The following is a 21603-nucleotide window of genomic DNA, read 5'->3' as shown; positions in this document are numbered from 1 at the left end:
GGCGGTGCGTCGATGGCAAGTCCCGGCAAGAAGTCCTATCCGCTGCGGATCGATCCGGCGTTGTGGGAGCAACTGCAGCGCCTGGCCGCCAACGATCTGCGCAGCGTGAACGCGGAGATCGAATTCCTGCTGCGCGAGGCGCTGGCGCGGCGGGGCGTCCGGGTCGGGACCGCGCAGCCGGACGAGGAAGAGGGGAGCGCGAAATGAAAAAGGCCAGATCTTGCGATCTGGCCTTTCGTATAAGCTGGTGCGGCTGGCAGGAATCGAACCCACGACCCCTTGGTTCGTAGCCAAGTACTCTATCCAGCTGAGCTACAGCCGCCCGAGGCACGCATTATAGCAGCGGATTATTGTTTGGAAAAGCGTGTTTGGCAAGGTCGTCACAATTCGTGCGCATAGACGATGAAGCCCAGGTGCCGCGCGACCTTGTCGTAGAGGGCGCGGCCGGCTGCGTTGTCCGTGTGCGTCTGCCAATACACGCGCGAACTGCCGGCCGCGCGCGCCTTGTCGTAGACGGCTTCGATCAACTGCCTGCCGACGCCCAGTCCGCGCCTGTCGGGTGCGGTGAACAGGTCTTGCAGGTAACAGACGTCATGCAGTCGCGTCGTGCTGCGATGAAAGATGTAATGGGCAAGACCCACGATGCGGCCTGCGCTTTCCGCGACCAGCGCGTGCACGGGCTCCGCTGGATCGAAGAACCGGTGCCACGTGACTTGCGTGATGGATTCGGGAAGGGCCGTGGGGCCGCTGCGTCCGTAGAAGGCGTTATAGCCGTCCCACAGCGGGCGCCAGCCGGCGAGGTCCTGGGGATCGAGAGGGCGAATGATGAGCTGGTCGGACATGATGAGATGTAGAGCAGCAAATGGGAACGACCAATGGAAAAGGCCAGATCTTGCGATCTGGCCTTTCGTATCACTTGGTGCGGCTGGCAGGAATCGAACCCACGACCCCTTGGTTCGTAGCCAAGTACTCTATCCAGCTGAGCTACAGCCGCCCGATGCACGCATTATAGCAGTGGCATGACGAATGAGGAAGTCTTAATTTCTTTCAACATTTTTTGGGGTTCTGGTAGATTAGCCCGGTGCCCTGGAAACCCGTACCCTTCCCATTCGTCAACCAAGCGCTGCGGCGCATGCTGTGCGGCCTGCTGCTGGCCTGCGTGAGCTCGCTGGCGTTGGCGGGCGGTTCGCGCAGCCTGCGTTTCGAGCGCATCGGGCTGGAAGAAGGGCTGTCGCAGGAATCCGTCCTCGCGATCCTGCAGGATCACGACGGCTTCATGTGGTTCGGCACGCAGGCGGGCCTGAACCGCTTCGACGGCTACCGCAACCAGGTCTTCCGCAACGACCCCAGCGACCCCGCCAGCCTCGCCGACAACTACGTGCAGGCCGCGTACGAGGATGGCCAGAACCGGCTGTGGTTCGGCACGCGCGGCGGGCTCGCACGGTTCGATCCCGCGAGCCGCAAGTTCATTCGCCTGCCGCTGCTGGCCGGCACGGAACGCAATGCGCGCAACAGCGCCGTCACCGCGATCATCGGCGATGGCGCCAACGGCCTGTGGGTCGGCACCAGCGACGGCATCGTGCACGTCGATCCGGCGACGGGCACGCTACGCACGCTGCGCCACGACGGCCAGGATCCCGGCAGCCTGCGCGACGACCGCGTCACCGCGCTCGCCCTCGATGCGCGCGGCGGCCTGTGGATCGGCACCGGCGTCGGTCTCGACCACCTGCCGGCGGGCGCCGCCCGCTTCGCGCATTACGACATCGACGCCGGCAAGCGCAATGCGGTCGTCGCGCTGTCGATGGGCCCGCGCGACACGCTGTGGATCGGCACCGACGCCGGCCTGGAAGCGTGGCGCATCGGCCAGGGTGCGCCGCAGCGCCACCATGTCGGCGCCGACGAAGGCATGAACGACGGCCGCGTGCAGTCGCTGTACCACGACCAGGGCAACACGCTGTGGGTGGGCACGGAACTCGACGGCCTCAAATGGCGCGACCCCACGACCGGGCGCTTCATCGGCTACACCAGCCAGCCCCTCGACCGCCACACGCTGTCCGACAACCGCGTCATGTCGATCTGGGTCGACCACACGGGGACGCTGTGGGCGGGCACGATGTTCGGCGGCGTCAATCGCGCGGACCTCGCCAGCGGCGGTTTTTCCCGCTTCGCGCTGTTGCCGGGGCAGGTCGCGGACCCGCGCAGTGCGCGCAAGATCCGCAGCATCGCCGTCGGCGCCGACGGCCGCCTGTGGCTGGGCACGACCGGCGGCGGCATCCTGCACCTCGATCCGGAGAGCGGCCGCGTGAACATGCTGCGCCACGATCCGCGCGACCCCGCCAGCCTGCGGGACGACACGGTCGGCAGCGTGCTGCCGGGACGCGGGCGGCTGTGGGTGGGCTCGCCCAGCGGCCTGTCGTGGCGCGATTCGGCGACGGGCCGTTTTACACCCGTGCCGCTCGGGCGCGAGGCGGGCGCCAGCTGGGTCCAGGCGCTCACGCTCGACCACACCGGCGCGCTGTGGATCGTCACGCGCGGCGGCCTGTTCATGCTGGCGGCGGACGGCACGCTGCGCGGCTGGCGTCACGACCCGGCGAATCCGGCCAGCCTGGGCGACAACTATGGCTTCGCCGTGTTCGAGGACCGTGCCGGCACGATCTGGATCGGCACGGAGAATGGCCTCGACCGCTACGACCGCGCGACGGACACGTTCACGCACTTCCGCCACGACGCGCGCGACCCCGCGAGCCTGGGCCACAACCGCGTCTATTATCTGTACGAGTCCGCGCGCGGCGACCTGTGGGTCGGCACGGCGGGCGGGCTGCACCGCATGCAGCGGGGGCCGGGCGGCAAGACGGTGTTCCGCCGGTTCCCCGTCGCGCCCACGCGCGAGCAGGTGCCGATCGGCGGCATCCTCGAAGACGGCAACGGCCAGATCTGGGTCAGCACGACGACCGGCCTCACCCGCGTCGATCCGGAGACGGGGCGCTACAAGAACTACACGGCCAAGGACGGCCTGACGGACGGCTCGTACTTCGTCGGCTCGGCGGCGCGCGGCGCGGACGGCGAGCTGCATTTCGGCGGCATCGACGGCATGACGTCGTTCCAGCCGGAGGACATCCACGACAACCCGTTCCCGCCCGCCGTCGTGATCACCGACTTCCTCGTGTTCAACCGGCCGCGCGCGCTGCCCGTCGCCGTCGACCGCCTGCGCGACATCCGCCTGAGCCACCGCGATTCCGTGTTCACCCTGGAATTCGCGGCGCTGCACTACGCCGATCCGCAGGCGAACCGCTACGCCTACCGGCTGCTCGGCTTCGACCGGGACTGGACCGAGACGGATGCCCGCAAGCGCTTCGCCACCTACACGAACCTCGATCCGGGCGAGTACGTGTTCGAGGTGAAGGCCGCCAACAAGGACGGCGTGTGGAGCGAACGTCCGGCTACCCTGAACATCAAGATCCCGCCGCCGTTCTGGGCGACGTGGTGGTTCCGGCTGCTCGCGGCGAGCGTGCTGGCGACCATCGCCGTCGCGCTGTACCGCTTGCGCGTGCGCGTGCTCGTGCAGCAGAAGGCGCGCCTGGAACGCCAGGTCGGCGCGCGCACGGCGGAGCTGGTGCTGCAGAAGGAACGGGCGGAAAAGCGCAAGCAGGAGGCGGAAGCGCAGAAGGAAGCGGTGGAGCAGGCGCGCCGCAACATCGCGCTGCTGTCCGACATCGGCCGTGAACTGACGGCGAACCTCGACGGCGAGGCGATCATGGCCAACGTGTACGGCCAGGTGCGCCAGCTGATGGACGCGCCGCTGTTCGCGATCGGCGTGGCGCGCGTGGACGGGCCGATCGACTACCCGTACGTCGTCGCCGACGGCCGCCGCGTGCCCGACCAGGGGCGCTTCCCCGCGCGCGTGCGCGGCCTCGGCGAATACTGCCGCGTGACGGGCGAGGAGATCCTGATCGGCGACCTGGCCCGCGATTACGCCCGGTTCTCGGGACTCGTGCGCGACGTGCTGGGCGCGGATCCGGCCAGCACGGATGCCGACACGCTGCCGGCGCCGCGCTCGCTGATGGTCGTGCCGATCCTCGTGGGCCAGCGCGTGCTGGGCGTGATCACGGTGCAGAGCGGCCGGCCCGGCGCGTACCAGAACGTGCAGCTCGACATGCTGAGCACCCTCGCGTCCTATGTCGGCGTCGCGCTGGACAATGCGGACGCCTACCGCCAGCTGAAGGAAACCCAGGCCCAGCTGGCCGCGCGCGAAAAACTCGCTTCGCTCGGCGCCCTCGTCGCGGGCGTCGCGCACGAATTGAACACCCCGATCGGCAACAGCCTGCTGATGGCCAGCACGCTGGAAGAAAAGACGAACGCGCTGGCCGACCGCTTCGCGCACAACGAGCTGAAGAAATCGGACCTGGAGACGTGGATCGCGGCGGCGCGCGAAGCGGCAAGCCTCATCGTGCGCAGCCTGCACGGCGCGGCCGATCTCGTGAACAGCTTCAAGCAGGTGTCGGTGGACCAGGCCAGCACGCAGCGGCGCCGCTTCGACCTGGACCAGGCCTGCCACGAGATCGCGGCGACGATGATGAACCAGGTGCGCCGCGCCGGCCACACGCTCGACCTGCAGGTCCCGGCCGGCATTGCGATGGACAGCTATCCCGGCCCGTTCGGCCAGGTCGTCATCAACTTCATCAACAACGCGCTGCTGCACGCGTTCGACGCGCCGGGCGGCCGCATGCGCATCCATGCCCGGCCGCTGGACGGCGACCGCGTGCGCATCGAATTCTCCGACGACGGCCGCGGCATCGCGCCGGAGCACCTGTCGCGCATCTTCGATCCATTCTTCACGACGCGCATGGGGCGGGGCGGCACGGGCCTCGGCCTCAACATCGCGTACAACCTCGTGACCACGCTGCTGCAGGGGACGATCCGGGTCGAGAGCCGGCCCGGGCACGGCACGGTGTTCGTCGTCGAGCTGCCGCTGCGGGCAGACGGCTAGACCGTGTTGGTCGGCTTTCCGGCCACCCACGCCTCGAGATTATCGACCAGCATATCGGCCAGGGTCTGCATCGCGCCGCCGCTGGCCCACGCCACGTGCGGCGTCAGCACGAAGTTCGGCAACCGCAGCTGCAGCAGCGGGTTGTCCGGCACGGGCGGCTCCTTGCTCAGGACGTCGAACCCGGCGCCCGCGATCGTCCCGTCCGTCAGCGCCTGCGCCAGCGCCGCTTCGTCGACGAGGCCCCCGCGTGCCGTGTTGATCAGGATGGCGCTTGTCTTCATCGATGCGAGTTCGCGTGCGCCGATCATGTGGCGGGTCTGGTCCGTCAGCGGCAGGTGCAGGCTCACGACGTCCGACGTGGCCAGCAGTTCATCCAGCGGCAACTGCACCACGTCCGTGTCCGCCACGGGCGAGCGCGACGTGACGGCGACGTCCATGCCGAACGCGCGCGCGATCTGGGCGACGCGGCGCCCCAGCGCGCCATAGCCCACGATGCCGAGGCGGCTGCCGGCCAGGTCGCCGATCGGGTGGTCGAGCAGGCAGAAACGTGTCGACTGCTCCCAACGCCCGTCCTCGACGTCGGCCACGTAGGCGCGCAGGTTGCGGCGCACGGCGAGCAGCAGCGCGAAGCAATGTTCGGGCACGGAGACGAGCGAGTAGTTGCGGATGTTCGCGACGACGATGCCCCGCTCGCGGCAGGCGGCGAGGTCCACGTTGTCAGTGCCCGTCGCGGCCACGGCGATCATCTTCAGGTCCGGCAGTTGCGCGATCGCGTCCGCGCGCAGCGGCACCTTGTTCGTGATGGCGATCGTGGCGCCGCGCAGGCGTTCGACGACCTCGTTCGCGTTCGTGGCGGGGTAGTCGCGCCAGCGGTGCTCGAAGGATGGCTTGCGGATGGTGGCGATCAGGCTGTCGCGGTCCAAAAAGACGATGTCGTGCATGGTAGTCCCGGCTGATAACGGACTGCCATTGTAGATCGCGGACGAAAAAAAGACAGGGCGAACCCTGTCTTCGGAGGATGGAGGGGCTTGAGCCGGTTGTGCGCTACCGGAGGGGGCTTACCTGGCAGCGGCGGCTTTCTGGTCTGCGTGTGCCTCGGCCTTGTCGGCTGCGGCTTCCGCCTTGGCTTTGGCGGCTTTCTTGTGTGCTTTGGCTTTCGTCTTCGCGGCGTCGGCCTTGGCGACGGCGACGTCCGCATTGGCTTCGGCGGCTTTCTTCTCCAGCTTCGCGTCGGCCTTCACGTCGGCCTTCTCTTCCTTGGCCTCGGCCTTCGCCGCTTTCTTGTCGGCCTTGACTTCGGCATGCGTGGCGGGCGTGGCCGGGGTGGCGGTCGTCTGGGCGTACACCGAGGTGGCGAACAGGCCTGCGATCAGGGTGGCGACGATTTTGTTCATGGCGGTGTTTCCTTCAGGTGTCGTTAAGGTGTGCTACTGGGCCAGAAACGCGGCCATGCGGCGCGTGGTTGACGATCCTTTACATCCCGTTACAAGTGTACGTACGGAAATCCTTTTGTCGGAACGATGTTTGACAGTGGAAATCATTCGAACGATACTTTGGCGGCACTATCCGTGCCCATCCAATAATTCGACGCCCAAGAGACCGCTCGTGACACTACAAACTTCCCTCCGTACCACCCTGACCGCCATCGCGCTCGCCACCGCGGCGCTGGCCGCCCAGGCCGCAGACGCCGTCCACATCGATCCGAAAATCCTGTCGCAGGACGTGAAAGTCCTGTCGTCCGACGCGTTCGAAGGCCGCGGCCCGAACACGGCCGGCGAGACGAAGACCGTCAACTACATCATCGAACAGTTCAAGCAGGCCGGCCTGCAGCCGGGCGGCGACCTCGTCGACGGCAAGCGCGGCTGGACGCAGGACGTCCCGCTGGGCCGCTTCGAGATCAGCGGCCCGGTCGACGTGTCCGTCACGGCCGGCGGCACGACGAAAGCCTTCACGCAGGGTAACGAAGTCGCCGTGCGCGCCGCGATGACGGGCGCGAAGAGCGTCGATTTCAAGAATGCGCCGCTCGTGTTCGTCGGCTATGGCGTGACGGCACCGGAACGCAAGTGGGACGATTTCAAGGGCCAGGACCTGAAGGGCAAGCTGGCCGTCGTGCTGATCAACGACCCGGACTTCGAGACGGGCAAGGGCGACTTCGGCGGCAAGGCCATGACCTACTACGGCCGCTGGACCTATAAATTCGAGGAACTGGCACGCCGCGGCGCGCTGGGCACGCTGATCGTCCACGAGACCGCGCCCGCGTCGTACGGCTGGGCCACGGTGAAGAATTCGAACACGAACGTCCAGTACGACATCGTGCGCAAGAACCCGCTGGAAGCGCACGCGCCGGTGGAAGCGTGGATCCAGCGCGACGTCGCCGTCGACCTGTTCAAGCGCGCCGGCCTCGACTTCGACAAGCTCAAGAAGCAGGCGCAGGCCCGCGCCTTCAAGCCGGTCGAGCTGAAGGGCGTGACGATGTCCGCGCACTACGCCGTCGACGCCAAGGTCATCACGTCGAAGAACGTGCTGGCGGTGCGTCCGGGCAGCGCGCACCCGGACCAGGTCGTGATCTACAGCGGCCACTGGGACCACCTGGGCGTCGGCCTGCCGGACGCGAAGGGCGACAAGATCTACAACGGCGCCGTCGACAACGCCACCGGCATCGCCGCGCTGCTGGAACTGGGCCGTGCCTATGCGAAGGCGCCGGCACCGAAACGCAGCGTCGTCTTCCTCGCCGTGACGGCGGAGGAGAAGGGCCTGCTGGGTTCGGAATACTATGCGAACAACCCGGTCTACCCGCTGGGCAAGACGGTTGGCGTGATCAACATGGACGCGCTGAGCCCGTACGGCCCGTCGCGCGACTTCACGATCTCGGGCAGCGCCAAGCTCGACCTGCTCGACCAGCTGGTCGCGAAGGCCAAGGCGAACGGCATCCGCTACTCGGCCGACCCGAAACCGGAAGCGGGCCACTTCTTCCGCTCCGACCACTTCCCGTTCGCCAAGCACGGCGTGCCGGCGATCTCGTTCGGTTCGGGCGAGGACTGGGAGCAGGGCGGCGTCGCGGCGGGCAAGGCCGCCGAGGACAACTACGTGTCCGTCGCGTACCACCAGCCGGCCGACGAATGGAGCGCCTCGTGGCCGTTCACCGGCATGGCGCGCGATCTCGGCGTGCTGTATTCGGTGGGCCGCGACCTGGCCGATTCGGGTGCCTGGCCGAACTGGTCGAAGGACTCCGAGTTCCGTGCGGCGCGCGACCAGACCGCCGCGGAACGCAAGTAACATGCATACGAACGTGGGCACCCCGTGCCCACGCGGACTACGCTCGAGTTGCACGTAGGGTGGGCACCCCGTGCCCACGCGCACCACATAGAGTTAGCCAGCGAACAGTCGCGTCTGCAGCTACTGCCTACACTAAGGCACACACTGCAGAGGTGATGCCATGCCCGACCCGTTAAAGCTGTACAAGGCCAAGCGCGATTTCAAGATCACTGCCGAGCCCGCAGAGGGTGGGGAGGTCAGCAAGGGCCTTCTCACCTTCGTGATCCAGAAGCACTGGGCTTCCCGCCTGCATTACGATTTCCGTCTGGAACTCGATGGCGTCATGAAGAGCTGGGCCGTACCGAAAGGCCCCAGCTACGACACCCACGACCGGCGCATGGCCGTGCACGTGGAAGACCATCCCATCTCGTATTCCGATTTCGAAGGCACCATCCCGCCGCGCCAGTACGGCGCGGGCAAGGTCATCATCTGGGATAAAGGGACGTGGGAGCCCGTCGGCGACCCGCGCCAGGGTTATAAAAAAGGTGAGATCAAGTTCGAGATGCACGGCCACAAGATGCACGGCCGCTGGGTGCTCGTGCGCCTGCGCGGCCATGAAGACGACAAGCAGGAACCGTGGCTGCTCATCAAGGAAAACGACGAATACGCGAAGCCGGCCGCCGAATTCTCCGTCGTCGACGAATTCCCCGACAGCGTGAAGGATCTGCCGATGCCGGAGCATGGCGCCGAGGTGAAGGTGGAGGAACCGAAGGCCGACAAGCCGGCGCCCGGAAAGGCGGCGAAACCGAAGCGCGGCGCCATGCCCGCCGGCGCCGTCAAGGCCGACCTGCCGGAGACGCTGACGCCCGAACTGGCGACGCTCGTGGACGGCCCGCCCGCCGATCCGGAAAACTACATCTACGAAATCAAGTTCGACGGCTACCGCATGGTCACGCGCGTGCAGGGCAAGGACGTCCGCCTCGTCACCCGCAACGGCAACGACTGGACCGACAAGCTGAAACCGCTGCAGCAGGAAATCCGCCGGATGAAACTGCCGGACGGCTGGTACGACGGCGAGATCGTCGTCCACGACGAGAACGGCAAGCCGAATTTCAACCTGCTGCAGCTGGCGTTCGACGGCTCCAACAGCGCGCAAATCGTTTATTTCATATTCGACGCCCCGTACTTCAAGGGCTACGACATGCGCGACGTGCGGCTCGACGAGCGGCGTCCGTTGCTGCAGGAGGCGCTGGCAGCGCGGCCGTCGGATACGGTGCGCTTCTCCGCCGAATTCGGGACGGACCCGGCGCAGCTCGTCGTGGCCGCGTGCCAGATCGGCCTGGAAGGCGTGATCGGCAAGCGCAAGGACTCGCGCTACGTCACGCGCCGCTCGCCCGAGTGGATCAAATTGAAATGCGGCCAGCGCCAGGAATTCGTCATCGGCGGCTACACCGATCCGCATGGCGCCCGCACGGGCATCGGTTCGCTGGTGCTCGGGTACTACGATAAGGACGGCGTGCTGCGCTACGCGGGCAACTGCGGCAGCGGGTTCAACGGCGCGTCGCTGCGCCACATGCGCGAGGTGCTGGAAGCGATCGAGACGGACGAGAATCCGTTCCCGGCGCGCGCCGTGCCGGGACGGACGAACCACTGGGTGAAGCCGGAGCTGGTCGCGGAAGTCAGCTTCTCGGAATGGACGGCCACCGACTCCATCCGCCACCCCGTGTTCCAGGGCCTGCGCAAGGACAAGCCGGCGAAGAGCGTCGTGCGCGAACTGCCCAGGCACATGCAGGAGGCACCCGTGGAAAATGCGAAACCCGCCGCTAAACAGACGACGAACAAGCGGACGACGAACAAGCGGACGGCGAAGAAGGCCGAGCCGGAGAGCGGCTTGCCGGGCAATCTGCCCGCCACGTTCAAGGTCACGCACGGCGACCGCGTGATGGATGCGGAAAGCGGCGTCACGAAGGTCGAGATGGTGCGGTATTACGCGCTGGTCGGCGAACTGATGATGGAACACCTGAAGGGCCGCCCGGTCTCGCTGGTGCGCGCGCCCGACGGCATCGGCAAGGAGCTGTTCTTCCAGAAGCACGTCGCGGACACCGCGAAGATGCCCGGCGTCGCGCAGATGGATCAGGCGCTCGACCCGGACCACCCGCGCATGACGGAGATCGCGACGATCGAAGGCCTGCTGTCCAGCGCGCAATGGAACGTCGTCGAGATCCACAGCCAGAACGCGACGTCGAAACACTACGACACGCCGGATCGCATGGTGTTCGACCTCGACCCGGGCGAGGGCGTCGAGTTTGCGAAGGTGCGGGAAGCGGCCCAGCTGGTGCGTGCGTTCCTGGAGGAGCTGGGGCTGAACCCGTTCCTCAAGACGAGCGGCGGCAAGGGCCTGCACGTGGTCGTGCCGCTGAAGCCCAAGCTGGACTGGGACACGGTGAAGGATTTCTCGCGCGCGATCGTGACGCATCTCGCGAAGACGATCCCGGACCGCTTCTCCGCCAAGAGCGGCGCGAAGAACCGCGTGGGCCGCATCTTCATCGACTACCTGCGCAACGGGCGCGGCGCGACGACGGTGGCCGCGTGGTCGGCGCGCGCGCGTCCGGGCCTGGGCATCTCCGTGCCCGTGCGCTGGGAAGAACTGCCGAAGCTGAAGTCGGGCAGCCAGTGGACCGTCAAGAACGTGCACACCCGGCTGGACGAGGGCAATGCGCCGTGGGCGGACTACGACAAGAGCGCGGTCACGCTGACCAGGGCGATGAAGGCGCTGGGGTTCAAGGCGGAGAAAAAATGATCGTCGTTCCCGCGGAGGCGGGAACGACGTGCGAAAGGTCCGGCGCCACTATCGGGTAGTACGCCGCTTTGCGTCGACTTGTTCGTCCGCCGGATCGCCCCGCTCGTTGCGGAAGATCGCGCGCACGTTCATCGCCGCGAGGCCGGCCTGCAGCGCGATCAGCGCCCACGCCTCGTCGTGCACGCCCCACACGATCCACAGCACGTTACTCAGGATGAAGGTCCAGAACCCGACCACGCGTTTCTTCGCGTGCCGGGCGCCGACGAGGAAGGCGGCCACCAGCGTGACCGCCATCGCGGGCCATTGCAGCAGGTCCAGCAGCGTATCGGGATCCACTCAGGCGGCCTTCCTGCGCCGGGCGGGCGCCGCTTTCGCCGCGGGTTTTGGCGCGGCTTTCGCGGCGGTTTTCTTTGCCGCCGTCTTCGCCGCCGTCTTCGTCGCGGCCGACTTGGCCGCTGTCGTGCCCGCTGACGTACGTTTTGCGCTCGCGTGCGTGGCCGCATGCGAAGGCGCCTTGCGCGCGCGTGGCGGCGGCCGATTGCCCGTGTCCTTGTCGGTATCCTCGTCGTCCTCAGACGGTTTCCTCGCCTTGCGCGGCGGCGGTTCGTCGTCGTCATCGTCGTCCGCCGCGGCTTTGGAAGGCTTCTTGCCGAGGCTGGCCTGCAGCAGCGAGACCAGGTCGATGACGTTCGACTTGGCGGGTTTCTCTTCTTCCGGCTCCGGTTCGGTGAGTGTCTTGGTCTGGTTGGCGGCGATCTTCTTCTTGATCAGCGCCATCACGTCCTCGCGGTACGTGTCGTGGTACTGCTGCGGCTTCCACTTCTCGCTCATGCCTTCGACGAGCGCCCTGGCCATCTGCAATTCCTTCTCCGTGACCTGCGCCGCCTTCGAGTCCGCCGCCGGGATCTTCAGCTCGTCGGTGGGACGGATCTCGTCCGGGTAGCGCAAGGTGTTCAGCACGATGGTGTCGCCCACGCAGACGAGGGCGGCGAGGTGCTGCTTGACGCGGATGACGACGTTGGCGATGCCGATCTTGCCGACGTCGCGCAAGGTCTCGCGCAGCAGCGCATAGACCTTGTCGCCGCCCTTGCCGGGCGCGAGGTAGTAGGGCTGTTCGTAGTAGATCAGCGGGACCTGCTCGGCGTTCACGAACGCGATGATGTCGATCGTCTGCGTCGCTTCCGGGTTGGCGCGGCGCAGGTCTTCGTCGGACAGGACGACGTATTCACCGTCGCTGTATTCATAGCCCTTGACGATGTCGTCCCAGGAGACCTCCTTGCCGGTCGCCTTGTTGTAGCGCTTGAAGCCGATCGGCGCGAAGTCGCGCCGGTCGAGCATCGACAGGTCGAGCCCCTGGTCGCTCGCCGCCGGATACATCTCGACCGGGATGTGCACCAGCCCGAAGCTGATCGCACCTTTCCACATGCTGCGTGCCATCTGGAGCTCTCCTCGAGGTTATTCGCCCACCGATCCCGTGATCGGCAGCACGACGCCGGTCACATAGCCGGAGCAGACGTTGGATGCCAGGTAGACGTACGCCGGCGACAGCTCTTCCGGCTGCGCGGGACGGCCGAACGTCGTGCTCTGGCCGAACTTGGTGATGTCTTCCGGCGACTGGTCGGCCGGGTTCAGCGGCGTCCACACGGGGCCCGGCGCGACGGCGTTCACGCGGATGCCCTGGTCCAGCAGGTTGGCGGCGAGGGACATCGTGAAGGCGTGGATGGCGCCCTTGGTCGTCGAATAGTCGAGCAGCTTCTTCGACCCCTTCAGGCCCGTCACGGAGCCCGTGTTGATGATCGCGGCGCCGCGCTTCATGTAGGGCAGGCAGGCCTTCGCCATGTGGAAGTAGCCGTAGATATTCGTGCGCATCGTCTCGTCGAAGCGGTCTTCCGTCAGGTCGAGCAGCGACTCGGCGTGTTCCTGGAACGCGGCGTTGTTGACGAGGACATCCAGGCGGCCCCACTTGGCGACGATCTGGTCGACGGCCTGCTGGCAGAATTCCATGTCCTTCACGTCGCCGGCGACCGTCACGCATTTCGTGCCCTCGGCCTCGATCAGGCGCTGCGTCTCGGCCGCGTCCTCGTGTTCGTTCAGGTACAGGACGGCGACGTCGGCGCCTTCGCGCGCGAACAGGATCGCGACGGCGCGGCCGATGCCGGAATCGCCGCCGGTCACGATGGCGACCTGGCCCGCCAGCTTGCCACTGCCCTTGTAGTGCTCGGCCATGAACTTCGGCTTCAGCTCCATCTGGGCTTCGATGCCCGGCTTGGCCAGGTGCTGGGCGGGGAAGTCGCCGCTGGGCTGCTGGATACCCGTCTGGGCTGCGCCGCCCGACCCCTGGTCACCCTTCTGCATGCTGGCGTCAGCCTGGTCCTGGCGGTTCTGGATGGCCTTCTGCCTGTTCGCTGCGTCGTCCTGTATTGCCATGGTGCCCTCCTTGTGCATGATTTCGCCAGTATTCCCGCCTGAAGGACGCGCTGACGGTGCGCTTCCACACATTGCGAGCATTTGCTGGCCGTTACAGGTGCTTTGTGGCAAACTTGTTAGCGTAACAAAGTATTCCAGAGGTGATTCATGCTGCAGCAGACCGCGATTTACCTGAGTCCGATGGCGCAACGGCGCGCCGAATTCGGGGACGCCTGCGCCTCCCTGTTCGCACGCCTGCACCTGGCCGACAGTGCCGACGTCGCCGCGAGCCTGCTGGCGCGCGAGCAGCCGGACCTGCTCGTGATTGACCTCGACCGCTTCGAGCCCAGCATCGACGCGGAAGCCCTCGGCGACCTCGTCGTTCGCCGTGCCGGCGCACCCGTGCTGTTGTTATGTCCTTTCGCCGGCGCCGCCTGGCTGCCCGCGCTGATGGCGCACGGCCCCGTGCACTATGCCGTCACGCCGCTCGACGCGGCCGCGCTGCGCGCCGCGGTGAGCAGGCGCCTTGCGCAGCCGCAAGCGCCGTCGGGCGGCGCCGCCGGCCTGCGCACCCTGCTGGACCTGCGCGCCCGCGTCCAGGCCGCGCTCGACGAGGCGGAAGACGCACATACGTTGTCCGAAGCCTTGTGCGCCGCGCTGTGCGCGTGGCCGGGCGTGCTGCATGCGGGCGTCTTCCTGCTCAAGGAGGGCAACGATCTGCAACTGGAAGCCCAGCAGGGACCGGAGGGATTGCTGCTCGGCGCGCTGCTGCAGCGCACGGACCGCCTCCTGCAGGCGCCGCTGCGCCACGCATTCCCCGGCCTGCTGGCCGCGGCGGGCGGCGCGGCTGCGTTGATCGAAGTCCCGGAGCAATCGGGCGAACCGGCGCTGGCGGAAGGGCTGCGCGCGCACGGCGTCGCGATGGCGCTGGGCCTGCCCATTCCCGCCGACGGTCCCGGCACGCCGCGCGGCGCGCTGTCGCTGCTGTTCGGCGCCGCGCGCGAGCTCATGCCGGACGAGTGGGCGACGTTGCAGGACGTGGCGCGCCTGGCCGCCTTCGGCCTGCGCCTCGTCGCCATCGGCCAGGAAAACGAGCACCTGATGGCGCGCCTCACGTACATCTCGACGACGGATGCGCTGACCGGCGTCGCGAACCGCCGCCACGGCGAGGAATTGCTGGAAAAAGAGATCAAGCGCGCCCGCCGCTACCGCGTGCCGCTCGCGCTGCTGTCGTTCGACATCGACCGGTTCAAGGCGGTCAACGACACGTACGGCTACCCGGTCGGCGACGTGGCGCTGCGCACCGTGGCCGACACGACGCGCGCGGTGCTGCGCGCCAGCGACATCCTCGTGCGCTCGGGCGGCGAGGAATTCCACATCATCGCGCCGCACACGAGCGCCATCGACGGTTTGAAAATGGCGGAAAAGGTGCGCGTGGCGATCGAACAGGCGGAGATTCCCGGCTGCGACCACGTGACGGTGAGCCTCGGCGTGGCCCAGCTGGGCGAGCAGGAAAGCGGCGATTCGCTGACGCAGCGGACCGATGCCGCCCTGGCGCGCGCCAAGCGGGCGGGCCGCAACTGCGTCGAACTGGCGATGCAGTGAGCGGCGGCGCGCCGATGCGCACGGTAGCGACGAGCCCGCGCCTGCTCGGCTGGCTGCGGACGTATCGCCGCGACGATCTCGCGGGCGACGTGGGCGCCGGCATCGTCGTGGCCATGATGATGATCCCGCAGGGCATGGCCTACGCGCTCGTCGCCGGCCTGCCGCCCGTCGCGGGCCTGTATGCCAGCATCGTGCCGCCGCTGCTGTACGCCCTGTTCGGCACGAGTTCCTCGCAATCCGTCGGGCCGATGGCGATCATCTCGCTGATGACGGCGTCCGCGCTGGCGCCGCAAGCATCGCCGGGCAGCGCGCTGTACGGCATGCTGGCGGCGCAGCTGGCGCTGGTGTCCGGGGTCGTGCTGCTCGCGTGCGGCCTGCTGCGCGTGGGCTACCTCGCCAACTTCTTCTCGCGCCCCGTGATGAGCGGCTTCACGCTGGGCTCCGCCGTCGTCATCTCGCTGGGGCAGGTGCGCACCCTGCTGGGCGGCGCGCTGCCGCACGTGCACGGCCCCAGCGCCGCGCTGGGCGTGGGGAGTATCGCGCTGCTGCTGTTCGCGCGGCGCTGGCTGGCGCCGCTGCTGCGCCGGCTCGGCATGCCGTCCGGCGCGGCCGACGTCGCCGCGCGTCTCGCACCGATGGTGCTCGTCCTGGGCGGCATCGCACTCGTGACATCGATGCGCCTCGACCGCATGGGCGTGCAGGTGATCGGCGCCGTGCCGGCCGGGCTGCCGGGCCTGAGCCTGGCGACGTCCGCCGCGCATTGGCAGGCGTTGCTGAAACCGTCCCTCCTGATCGGCTTCATGAGCTTCCTGATCGCGATGTCGGGTGCGCAGACGCTCGCGCTGAAGCGCGCGGAAAAACTGCACACGAACCGCGAACTCGTGGGGCTGGGCCTGGCCAACGTCGGCAGCGCGCTGTCCGGCGGCTTTCCCGTGACCGGCAGCCTGTCGCGCTCCGCCGTGAACTTCGCGGCCGGCGCGCGGACCCAGCTGGCGGGCGTGATCACGGCGGCGCTGCTCGCGGGCGCGCTCGTGCTGCCCACCGGCTGGCTGGCGCTGCTGCCGCTGCCCGTGCTGGCCGCGACGATCATCGTCGCCGTGCTCGGCCTGCTGGACTGGTCGACGCTGCGCACCGCATGGAACTACGACCGCGCCGACGCGCTCGCGCTGCTGGCCACCAGCGGCGGCGTCCTGCTGCTCGGGGTGGAGGCGGGCGTCGTGCTGGGGCTGCTGCTGTCGCTGGGAACGATGATCTGGCGCGAGAGCCGGCCTCACATCGCGGTGCTGGGCCGGATTCCGCACACTGAACACTTCCGCAACATCGACCGGTACTCGGCCGAGACGGATCCGAACGTGCTGCTGCTGCGCGTGGACGCGGGGCTGTTTTTCGGGAATATCGAAGCGGTCAGTGAGCGCATCGAGGAAGAACTGGCCGCGCACCGCGAGGCGCGCCACCTGGTGCTCGTGCTGTCGGCCGTGAACGCCATCGACAGTTCGGCGCTGTTCGGGTTGCTCGAATTGAATCGCGCCCTGGCCCGGCGCGACGTCCGCCTGCACCTGGCCGAGGTCAAGGGACCGGTGCTGGACCGCCTGCGCGCGTCGACTTTGTTGAGTGAGCTCAGCGGACGTCTCTTTTTAAGTACAGCAAATGCCTGGAATGCCCTCGCACGACACGACACGTGATTGCAAGCAAATCCCAGCTGTGGCAGGATGGAACCACGGTTTTAGAGAAAAGGTGGATATCATGCCGCGCCCAAGTACTATCGTTATTCTGTTGTCAACCGTCGCCTTGCTCGCCCTCGGCTTCGCCGCCGCTGTCCCGGCCGGCATCGCCCTGGCGCTGACGTTCGAACTGGCCGCCTACAAGCGTGCCGCCGACCGCGAACGCGCCCTGCGTCCGGTCCGCATCGCCCGCCCGCTGCGCCGCCGCCGCTGATTTTTTTCAGCCCTGGTTCGCCCGCTTGACCGGTGCTATCGCCGGTCGGGCCCGCGGACACCCTCCGATTTCCTCTCCTGGTCGCCACGCGCGGCCCTCTGTCGGCTTCACCTTTGACGTTGCCGAAATCATATTGATCACCTGATCCGGGCGTGCGCCCGCACCGTTCCGGTGCCGCCGGTGCCGTGCTGGTGCGCCGCGTCCGCGCGTTCCTCCGTCCCGCGAGTGGCACGCATCGTGCTAACTCATCGGGTATGCCCTTCGACGATCCAACCTGCACCTCCTGGCACGCATCCCTCCGTCTCGGCTTCGCCCGCGACGGCGGCTGCACGCGGCTCGTCCGGCGCGAGCACCGCGGGCCGCTGCGCGTGCAGAAGGCGTTGTATCCCGAAGGGCCGGGAACCTGCCACGTGATCGTCGTGCACCCGCCCGGCGGCATCGTGGGCGGCGACCGGCTCGACATCGCGCTCGACGTGCCGGCCGGCTGCCACGTGCTGGCCACGTCGCCCGGCGCCGCGAAGTGGTATCGCGCCAACGGCCGGACGTCGCGTCAGGACGTGCGCCTGGCCGCCGGTCCCGGCGCCGCGATCGAATGGCTGCCGCAGGAAACCATCGTCTACGACGAGGCCGACGTGATGCTCGCGCACGACGTCGACCTGGCCCCGGGCGCCGTCTACATCGGCAGCGAGGTGCTGTGCTTCGGCCGCCGCGCGTCCGGCGAACGTTTTACGCGCGGCCAGGTGGGGCAGCGCACGCGCATCCGCATCGACGGCCGGCCCGTGTGGTGGGAGCAGGGCGGCGCCACGCCGGCGCTGCTCGCGAGCCCGCTGGGCATGGAGGGACACAGCGTCTGCGCGACGCTCGTCGCCGTCGGCAAGCCCGTGCCGGCGGGCCTGCGGGACGCGGTGCGCGCCGTCGATCCGGGCCTCGCCGTCAGCCAGGTCAAGCACGTGTTCGTGGCGCGCTTCCTCGGCGACGACGGCGAACGGGCCCGTGCCGCGCTGACGGGGGCGTGGACGGCGCTGCGGCCGCACCTGCTGGACCGGCCGGCCACGCCGCCGCGCATCTGGAATACGTAAAGGATCGCCATGGACCTGACCCCACGCGAAAAAGACAAGCTGCTGATCTTCACGGCCGCGCTGCTGGCCGAACGCCGCCGCGCGCGCGGCCTGAAGCTGAACTACCCGGAAGCCGTCGCGCTGATCACGGCCGCGATCATGGAAGGCGCCCGCGACGGCCGCAGCGTGGCCGAGCTGATGAGCGAGGGCACCATGATCCTGGCGCGCGCCGACGTGATGGACGGCGTGCCGGAGATGATCCCGGACATCCAGGTCGAAGCCACGTTCCCGGACGGTAGCAAGCTCGTCACCGTCCACAACCCGATCCCGTGAGCGCCCCATGATCCCCGGCGAATACTTCCTCGAGAATGGCGACATCGTCATCAACGCGGGCCGGCCCACGGTGGCGCTCGTCGTCGCGAACGCGGGCGACCGTCCCGTGCAGGTGGGCTCCCACTACCACTTTTACGAAGCGAACGCTGCGCTGCGGTTCGAGCGCGAGCTGGCGCGCGGCATGCGCCTGAACATCGCGGCCGGCACCGCCGTGCGCTTCGAGCCGGGTCAGCGGCGCACCGTCGAACTGGTGGCGTTGAGCGGCGCGCGCATCGTGCATGGCTTCCAGGGCCTGATGGGCGGCCCACTCGATGGAGGCGCCTGAATGGCCACGATCTCCCGCCAGGCGTATGCCGACATGTACGGACCGACGACGGGCGACCGCATCCGCCTCGCCGACACGGCGCTCGTCATCGACATCGAAAAGGATTACGCCATCTACGGCGAGGAAGTGAAATTCGGCGGCGGCAAGGTGATCCGCGACGGCATGGGCCAGTCGCAGCGCGTCCGCGCGGACGTGATGGACACGGTGATCACGAACGCCGTCATCGTCGACCACTGGGGCATCGTCAAGGCCGACATCGGCATCAAGGATGGCCTGATCGCCGCCATCGGCAAGGCCGGCAACCCGGACATCCAGCCCGGCGTGACGATGGCCATCGGCGGCGCGACGGAAATCATCGCGGGCGAAGGCATGATCGCCACCGCGGGCGGCATCGACACGCACATCCACTTCATCTGCCCGCAGCAGATCGAGGAGGCCCTGATGTCCGGCATCACGACGATGCTGGGCGGCGGTACCGGCCCCGCCGTCGGCACCGCGGCGACGACGTGCACGCCGGGCGCGTGGCACATCCATTCGATGCTGATGGCGGCCGACGCGTTCCCGATGAACCTCGGCTTCTTCGGCAAGGGCAACGTGAGCCAGCCGCGGCCCCTCGAAGAACAGGTCGAGGCCGGCGCCGTCGGCCTGAAGCTGCACGAGGACTGGGGCAGCACGCCGGCCGCGATCGACAACTGCCTGTCCGTCGCCGAGCGCATGGACGTCCAGGTCGCGCTGCACTCCGACACGCTGAACGAGGCCGGCTTCCTGGAATCCACGCTGGCCGCGTTCAAGGGCCGCACGATCCACACGTTCCACACGGAGGGGGCGGGCGGCGGGCACGCGCCGGACATCATCGCCGCGGTCGGCCAGGACAACGTGCTGCCGTCGTCGACGAACCCCACGCGCCCGTACACGATCAACACGCTGGACGAGCACCTCGACATGCTGATGGTCTGCCACCACCTCGACCCCGCCATCGCGGAAGACGTGGCGTTCGCGGAATCGCGCATCCGCCGCGAGACCATCGCCGCCGAAGACATCCTGCACGACCTGGGCGCCATCTCGATGATGTCGTCGGATTCGCAGGCGATGGGCCGCGTGGGCGAGACCATCACCCGCACGTGGCAGACGGCGCACAAGATGAAGGTGCAGCGCGGCCCGCTCGAAGGCGATTCGTCCCGCAGCGACAACGCGCGCGTAAAACGCTACGTGGCCAAGTACACGATCAACCCGGCCATCGCGCACGGCCTGTCACACGCGGTGGGCTCGCTGGAACCGGGCAAGATCGCCGACATCGTGCTGTGGCGGCCCGCGTTCTTCGGCGTGAAGCCGTCGATGATCCTGAAAGGCGGGATGATCGCGGCGAGCCTGATGGGCGACCCGAACGCGTCGATCCCGACGCCGCAGCCCGTGCACTATCGCCCGATGTTCGGTGCATTCGGCGGGGGACTCCGCAAATCGTTCACGTTCGTGTCGCAGGCGGCATTCGACCTCGGCATCGCGCGCGAGCTGGGACTGGCGAAGACCGTGATCCCGGTGCGCGGCACGCGCGGATTGCGCAAGCGCGACATGGTCCACAACGGCGCCACGCCGCACATGGAAGTGGATCCGGAAACGTACGAGGTGCGCGCCGACGGGCGCCCGCTCGTGTGCGAGCCGGCCAGGGTGCTGCCCCTCGCGCAGCGGTATTTCCTGTTCTGATCATCGGGAGCCACCATGATGTCACTGCATACGAAGATCGCCCACGCGGACACCGTCCACGACCTGCTCGAACTGCCGTACGACCAGCGCGAACGCTGCCGCCAGCGCGCGCGGCTCGCGTCCGGCGAGGAAGTCGCGCTGTTCCTGGTGCGCGGCACGGTGCTGCGCGACGGCGACCTGCTGGCGGGGGAAGACGGGCGCGTCGTGCGGGTCGTCGCCGCGGCGGAGCCGACCTATCTCGTGCGCTGCGCGAACCCGACGCTGCTCGCGCGCTGCGCGTTCCACCTCGGGAACCGCCACACGCAGACGCAGGTCGGCGCGGGCTGGCTGCGCATCCGCGTCGATCCGGTGCTGAAGGACATGGTGGCGGGCCTGGGCGCGCACGTCGAGGAAGAGCTGGCGAAGTTCGAACCGGAAGCGGGCGCGTATGCGGGCGGCCACGGTCACGGCCATCACGCCCACGGCGGCGGCCTGCTGGCGCCCGTGCCGCTGCGGCAAAAGATCCACCGTCCGGCGGACCTATGAACGCCGCGAGCCTGCTGCACCTGCTGCAGTTCGCGAGCCCGGCGCTGCCGATCGGCGGCTACAGCTATTCGCAGGGCCTGGAGACGGCCATCGAGGAAGGCCGCGTGCACGATGCGGTGAGCGCGCATGCGTGGCTCGTGCGCTATCTCGACCAGGTGCTGGCGCGCTGGGACGCGCCGCTGCTGTGGCGTTTGTTGAACGCGTTCGCCGCGCGCGATGCCGCCGGCGTCGACGAGTGGAGCGCCTGCTTCCTCGCGTCGCGCGACACGGCCGAGTCGCGCGCGGAGACCGTCCAGATGGGCTATTCGCTCACGCGCCTGATCGCGGAGCTGGGCGTGGCCGACGTGAGCCTGCTGGGCGACGAGGTGACGCTGCCGGCCGCCTATGCATGCGCCGTCGACGCGCTCGACATCCCGCACGAAGAGGCGCTGCTGGCGCTGCTGTTCGCGTGGGCCGAGAACCAGGTGCTCGTGTGCGTGAAGTCGGTGCCGCTGGGGCAGGTGGCGGGGCAGCGGCTGCTGCTGTCGCTGCGGCCCGACCTCGAACGCGCGGCCGCCACGGCGCGCGCCTTGCCCGATGCGGACCTGTCGAACTGGTCGCCCGGCCTGTCCATGCTGTCGATGCGGCACGAGGTGCAGCATGGGCGGTTATACCGTTCCTGAAAGAGGTAAAG

The 21603-nt window shown here is 68.1% G+C and carries 19 protein-coding genes and 2 tRNA genes; 13 read left to right on the top strand and 8 right to left on the bottom strand.

The window, feature by feature from the left end; translation table 11 throughout:
* The first annotated feature begins 12 nt into the window (after positions 1–12).
* The gene (locus tag ACL58G_RS23095) at positions 13–207 is read left to right on the top strand and encodes a hypothetical protein (RefSeq protein ID WP_440963300.1); all 195 of its coding nucleotides are present in this window, start codon (positions 13–15) and stop codon (positions 205–207) included.
* A gap of 38 nt (positions 208–245) precedes the next feature.
* On the opposite strand, the gene ACL58G_RS23090 is transcribed toward ACL58G_RS23095, so the two are convergent.
* The 3 genes from ACL58G_RS23090 to ACL58G_RS23080 all read right to left on the bottom strand — a co-directional run bounded on the left by ACL58G_RS23090 (position 246) and on the right by ACL58G_RS23080 (position 994).
* Positions 246–322 (bottom strand) — tRNA-Arg (locus tag ACL58G_RS23090).
* Between the two features lie 58 nt (positions 323–380).
* The gene (locus ACL58G_RS23085) at positions 381–842 is read right to left on the bottom strand and encodes an N-acetyltransferase family protein (protein WP_440963299.1); all 462 of its coding nucleotides are present in this window, start codon (positions 840–842) and stop codon (positions 381–383) included.
* Between the two features lie 75 nt (positions 843–917).
* Positions 918–994, bottom strand: a tRNA-Arg gene (locus ACL58G_RS23080).
* An 87-nt stretch (positions 995–1081) separates the two neighbouring features.
* Here ACL58G_RS23080 and ACL58G_RS23075 point away from each other — a divergent pair.
* Entirely contained in the window at positions 1082–4987 is a 3906-nt protein-coding gene (locus ACL58G_RS23075; RefSeq protein ID WP_440963298.1) for a sensor histidine kinase, read from the top strand.
* On the opposite strand, the gene ACL58G_RS23070 is transcribed toward ACL58G_RS23075, so the two are convergent.
* On the bottom strand, positions 4984–5928 hold the full coding sequence (locus ACL58G_RS23070; protein ID WP_440963297.1) for a D-2-hydroxyacid dehydrogenase: 945 nt from the start codon (positions 5926–5928) through the stop codon (positions 4984–4986). The genes ACL58G_RS23075 and ACL58G_RS23070 overlap by 4 nt on opposite strands.
* 117 nt (positions 5929–6045) lie before the next feature.
* Positions 6046–6381, bottom strand: coding sequence for a hypothetical protein (locus tag ACL58G_RS23065; RefSeq protein WP_440963296.1), 336 nt, complete (start codon positions 6379–6381; stop codon positions 6046–6048).
* Between the two features lie 211 nt (positions 6382–6592).
* Between ACL58G_RS23065 and ACL58G_RS23060 the strand changes: the two genes are divergently transcribed.
* Together ACL58G_RS23060 and ligD are read left to right on the top strand one after the other, a co-directional pair.
* Positions 6593–8263 (top strand): M28 family metallopeptidase, encoded by a 1671-nt coding sequence (locus ACL58G_RS23060; RefSeq protein ID WP_413388226.1) that lies wholly within the window; start codon positions 6593–6595, stop codon positions 8261–8263.
* Positions 8264–8423: 160 nt separating this feature from the next.
* The gene (ligD, locus tag ACL58G_RS23055; protein WP_440963295.1) at positions 8424–11042 is read left to right on the top strand and encodes a DNA ligase D; all 2619 of its coding nucleotides are present in this window, start codon (positions 8424–8426) and stop codon (positions 11040–11042) included.
* 48 nt (positions 11043–11090) lie between these two features.
* Here ligD and ACL58G_RS23050 read toward each other — a convergent pair whose 3' ends face one another.
* Genes ACL58G_RS23050 through ACL58G_RS23040 form a run of 3 tightly spaced genes read right to left on the bottom strand, consistent with a single transcriptional unit; the run spans position 11091 to position 13469 of the window.
* On the bottom strand, positions 11091–11378 hold the full coding sequence (locus ACL58G_RS23050) for a hypothetical protein (protein WP_413388229.1): 288 nt from the start codon (positions 11376–11378) through the stop codon (positions 11091–11093).
* On the bottom strand, positions 11379–12479 hold the full coding sequence (ku, locus tag ACL58G_RS23045; RefSeq protein WP_440963294.1) for a non-homologous end joining protein Ku: 1101 nt from the start codon (positions 12477–12479) through the stop codon (positions 11379–11381). It abuts the gene before it with no gap.
* 18 nt (positions 12480–12497) lie between these two features.
* Positions 12498–13469, bottom strand: coding sequence for an SDR family oxidoreductase (locus ACL58G_RS23040; protein WP_413388231.1), 972 nt, complete (start codon positions 13467–13469; stop codon positions 12498–12500).
* A 147-nt stretch (positions 13470–13616) separates the two neighbouring features.
* On the opposite strand from ACL58G_RS23040, the gene ACL58G_RS23035 reads away from it, so the two are divergent.
* The 9 genes from ACL58G_RS23035 to ACL58G_RS22995 all read left to right on the top strand — a co-directional run bounded on the left by ACL58G_RS23035 (position 13617) and on the right by ACL58G_RS22995 (position 21592).
* Positions 13617–15053, top strand: a complete 1437-nt coding sequence (locus ACL58G_RS23035) for a diguanylate cyclase (protein ID WP_413388233.1) — start codon at positions 13617–13619, stop codon at positions 15051–15053.
* Positions 15054–15067: 14 nt separating this feature from the next.
* A complete protein-coding gene (locus ACL58G_RS23030) occupies positions 15068–16735 on the top strand; it encodes a SulP family inorganic anion transporter (protein ID WP_440963293.1) in 1668 nt (555 codons plus the stop codon).
* A gap of 91 nt (positions 16736–16826) precedes the next feature.
* Positions 16827–16988 carry a hypothetical protein gene (locus tag ACL58G_RS23025; RefSeq protein WP_156133696.1) on the top strand — a complete coding sequence of 54 codons (162 nt, stop codon included), beginning with the start codon at positions 16827–16829 and terminating at the stop codon, positions 16986–16988.
* Between the two features lie 254 nt (positions 16989–17242).
* Entirely contained in the window at positions 17243–18067 is an 825-nt protein-coding gene (locus ACL58G_RS23020; protein WP_440963292.1) for an urease accessory protein UreD, read from the top strand.
* 9 nt (positions 18068–18076) lie between these two features.
* Positions 18077–18379: an urease subunit gamma gene (locus ACL58G_RS23015; RefSeq protein ID WP_413344107.1), complete on the top strand. Its 303-nt coding sequence runs from the start codon at positions 18077–18079 to the stop codon at positions 18377–18379.
* Between the two features lie 7 nt (positions 18380–18386).
* A complete protein-coding gene (locus tag ACL58G_RS23010) occupies positions 18387–18704 on the top strand; it encodes an urease subunit beta (RefSeq protein WP_413388236.1) in 318 nt (105 codons plus the stop codon).
* On the top strand, positions 18705–20405 hold the full coding sequence (ureC, locus tag ACL58G_RS23005) for an urease subunit alpha (RefSeq protein ID WP_440963291.1): 1701 nt from the start codon (positions 18705–18707) through the stop codon (positions 20403–20405).
* 15 nt (positions 20406–20420) lie between these two features.
* Entirely contained in the window at positions 20421–20930 is a 510-nt protein-coding gene (ureE, locus tag ACL58G_RS23000; protein ID WP_413388238.1) for an urease accessory protein UreE, read from the top strand.
* Positions 20927–21592 carry an urease accessory protein UreF gene (locus ACL58G_RS22995; protein ID WP_413344103.1) on the top strand — a complete coding sequence of 222 codons (666 nt, stop codon included), beginning with the start codon at positions 20927–20929 and terminating at the stop codon, positions 21590–21592. The genes ureE and ACL58G_RS22995 overlap by 4 nt, the downstream gene beginning before the upstream one ends.
* Positions 21593–21603 lie beyond the last annotated feature (11 nt).

The organism is Massilia sp. GER05 (genome assembly GCF_052056005.1).
GTDB lineage: Bacteria > Pseudomonadota > Gammaproteobacteria > Burkholderiales > Burkholderiaceae_D > Telluria > Telluria orientalis.
This window is presented reverse-complemented; position numbering and strand designations above follow the sequence as displayed.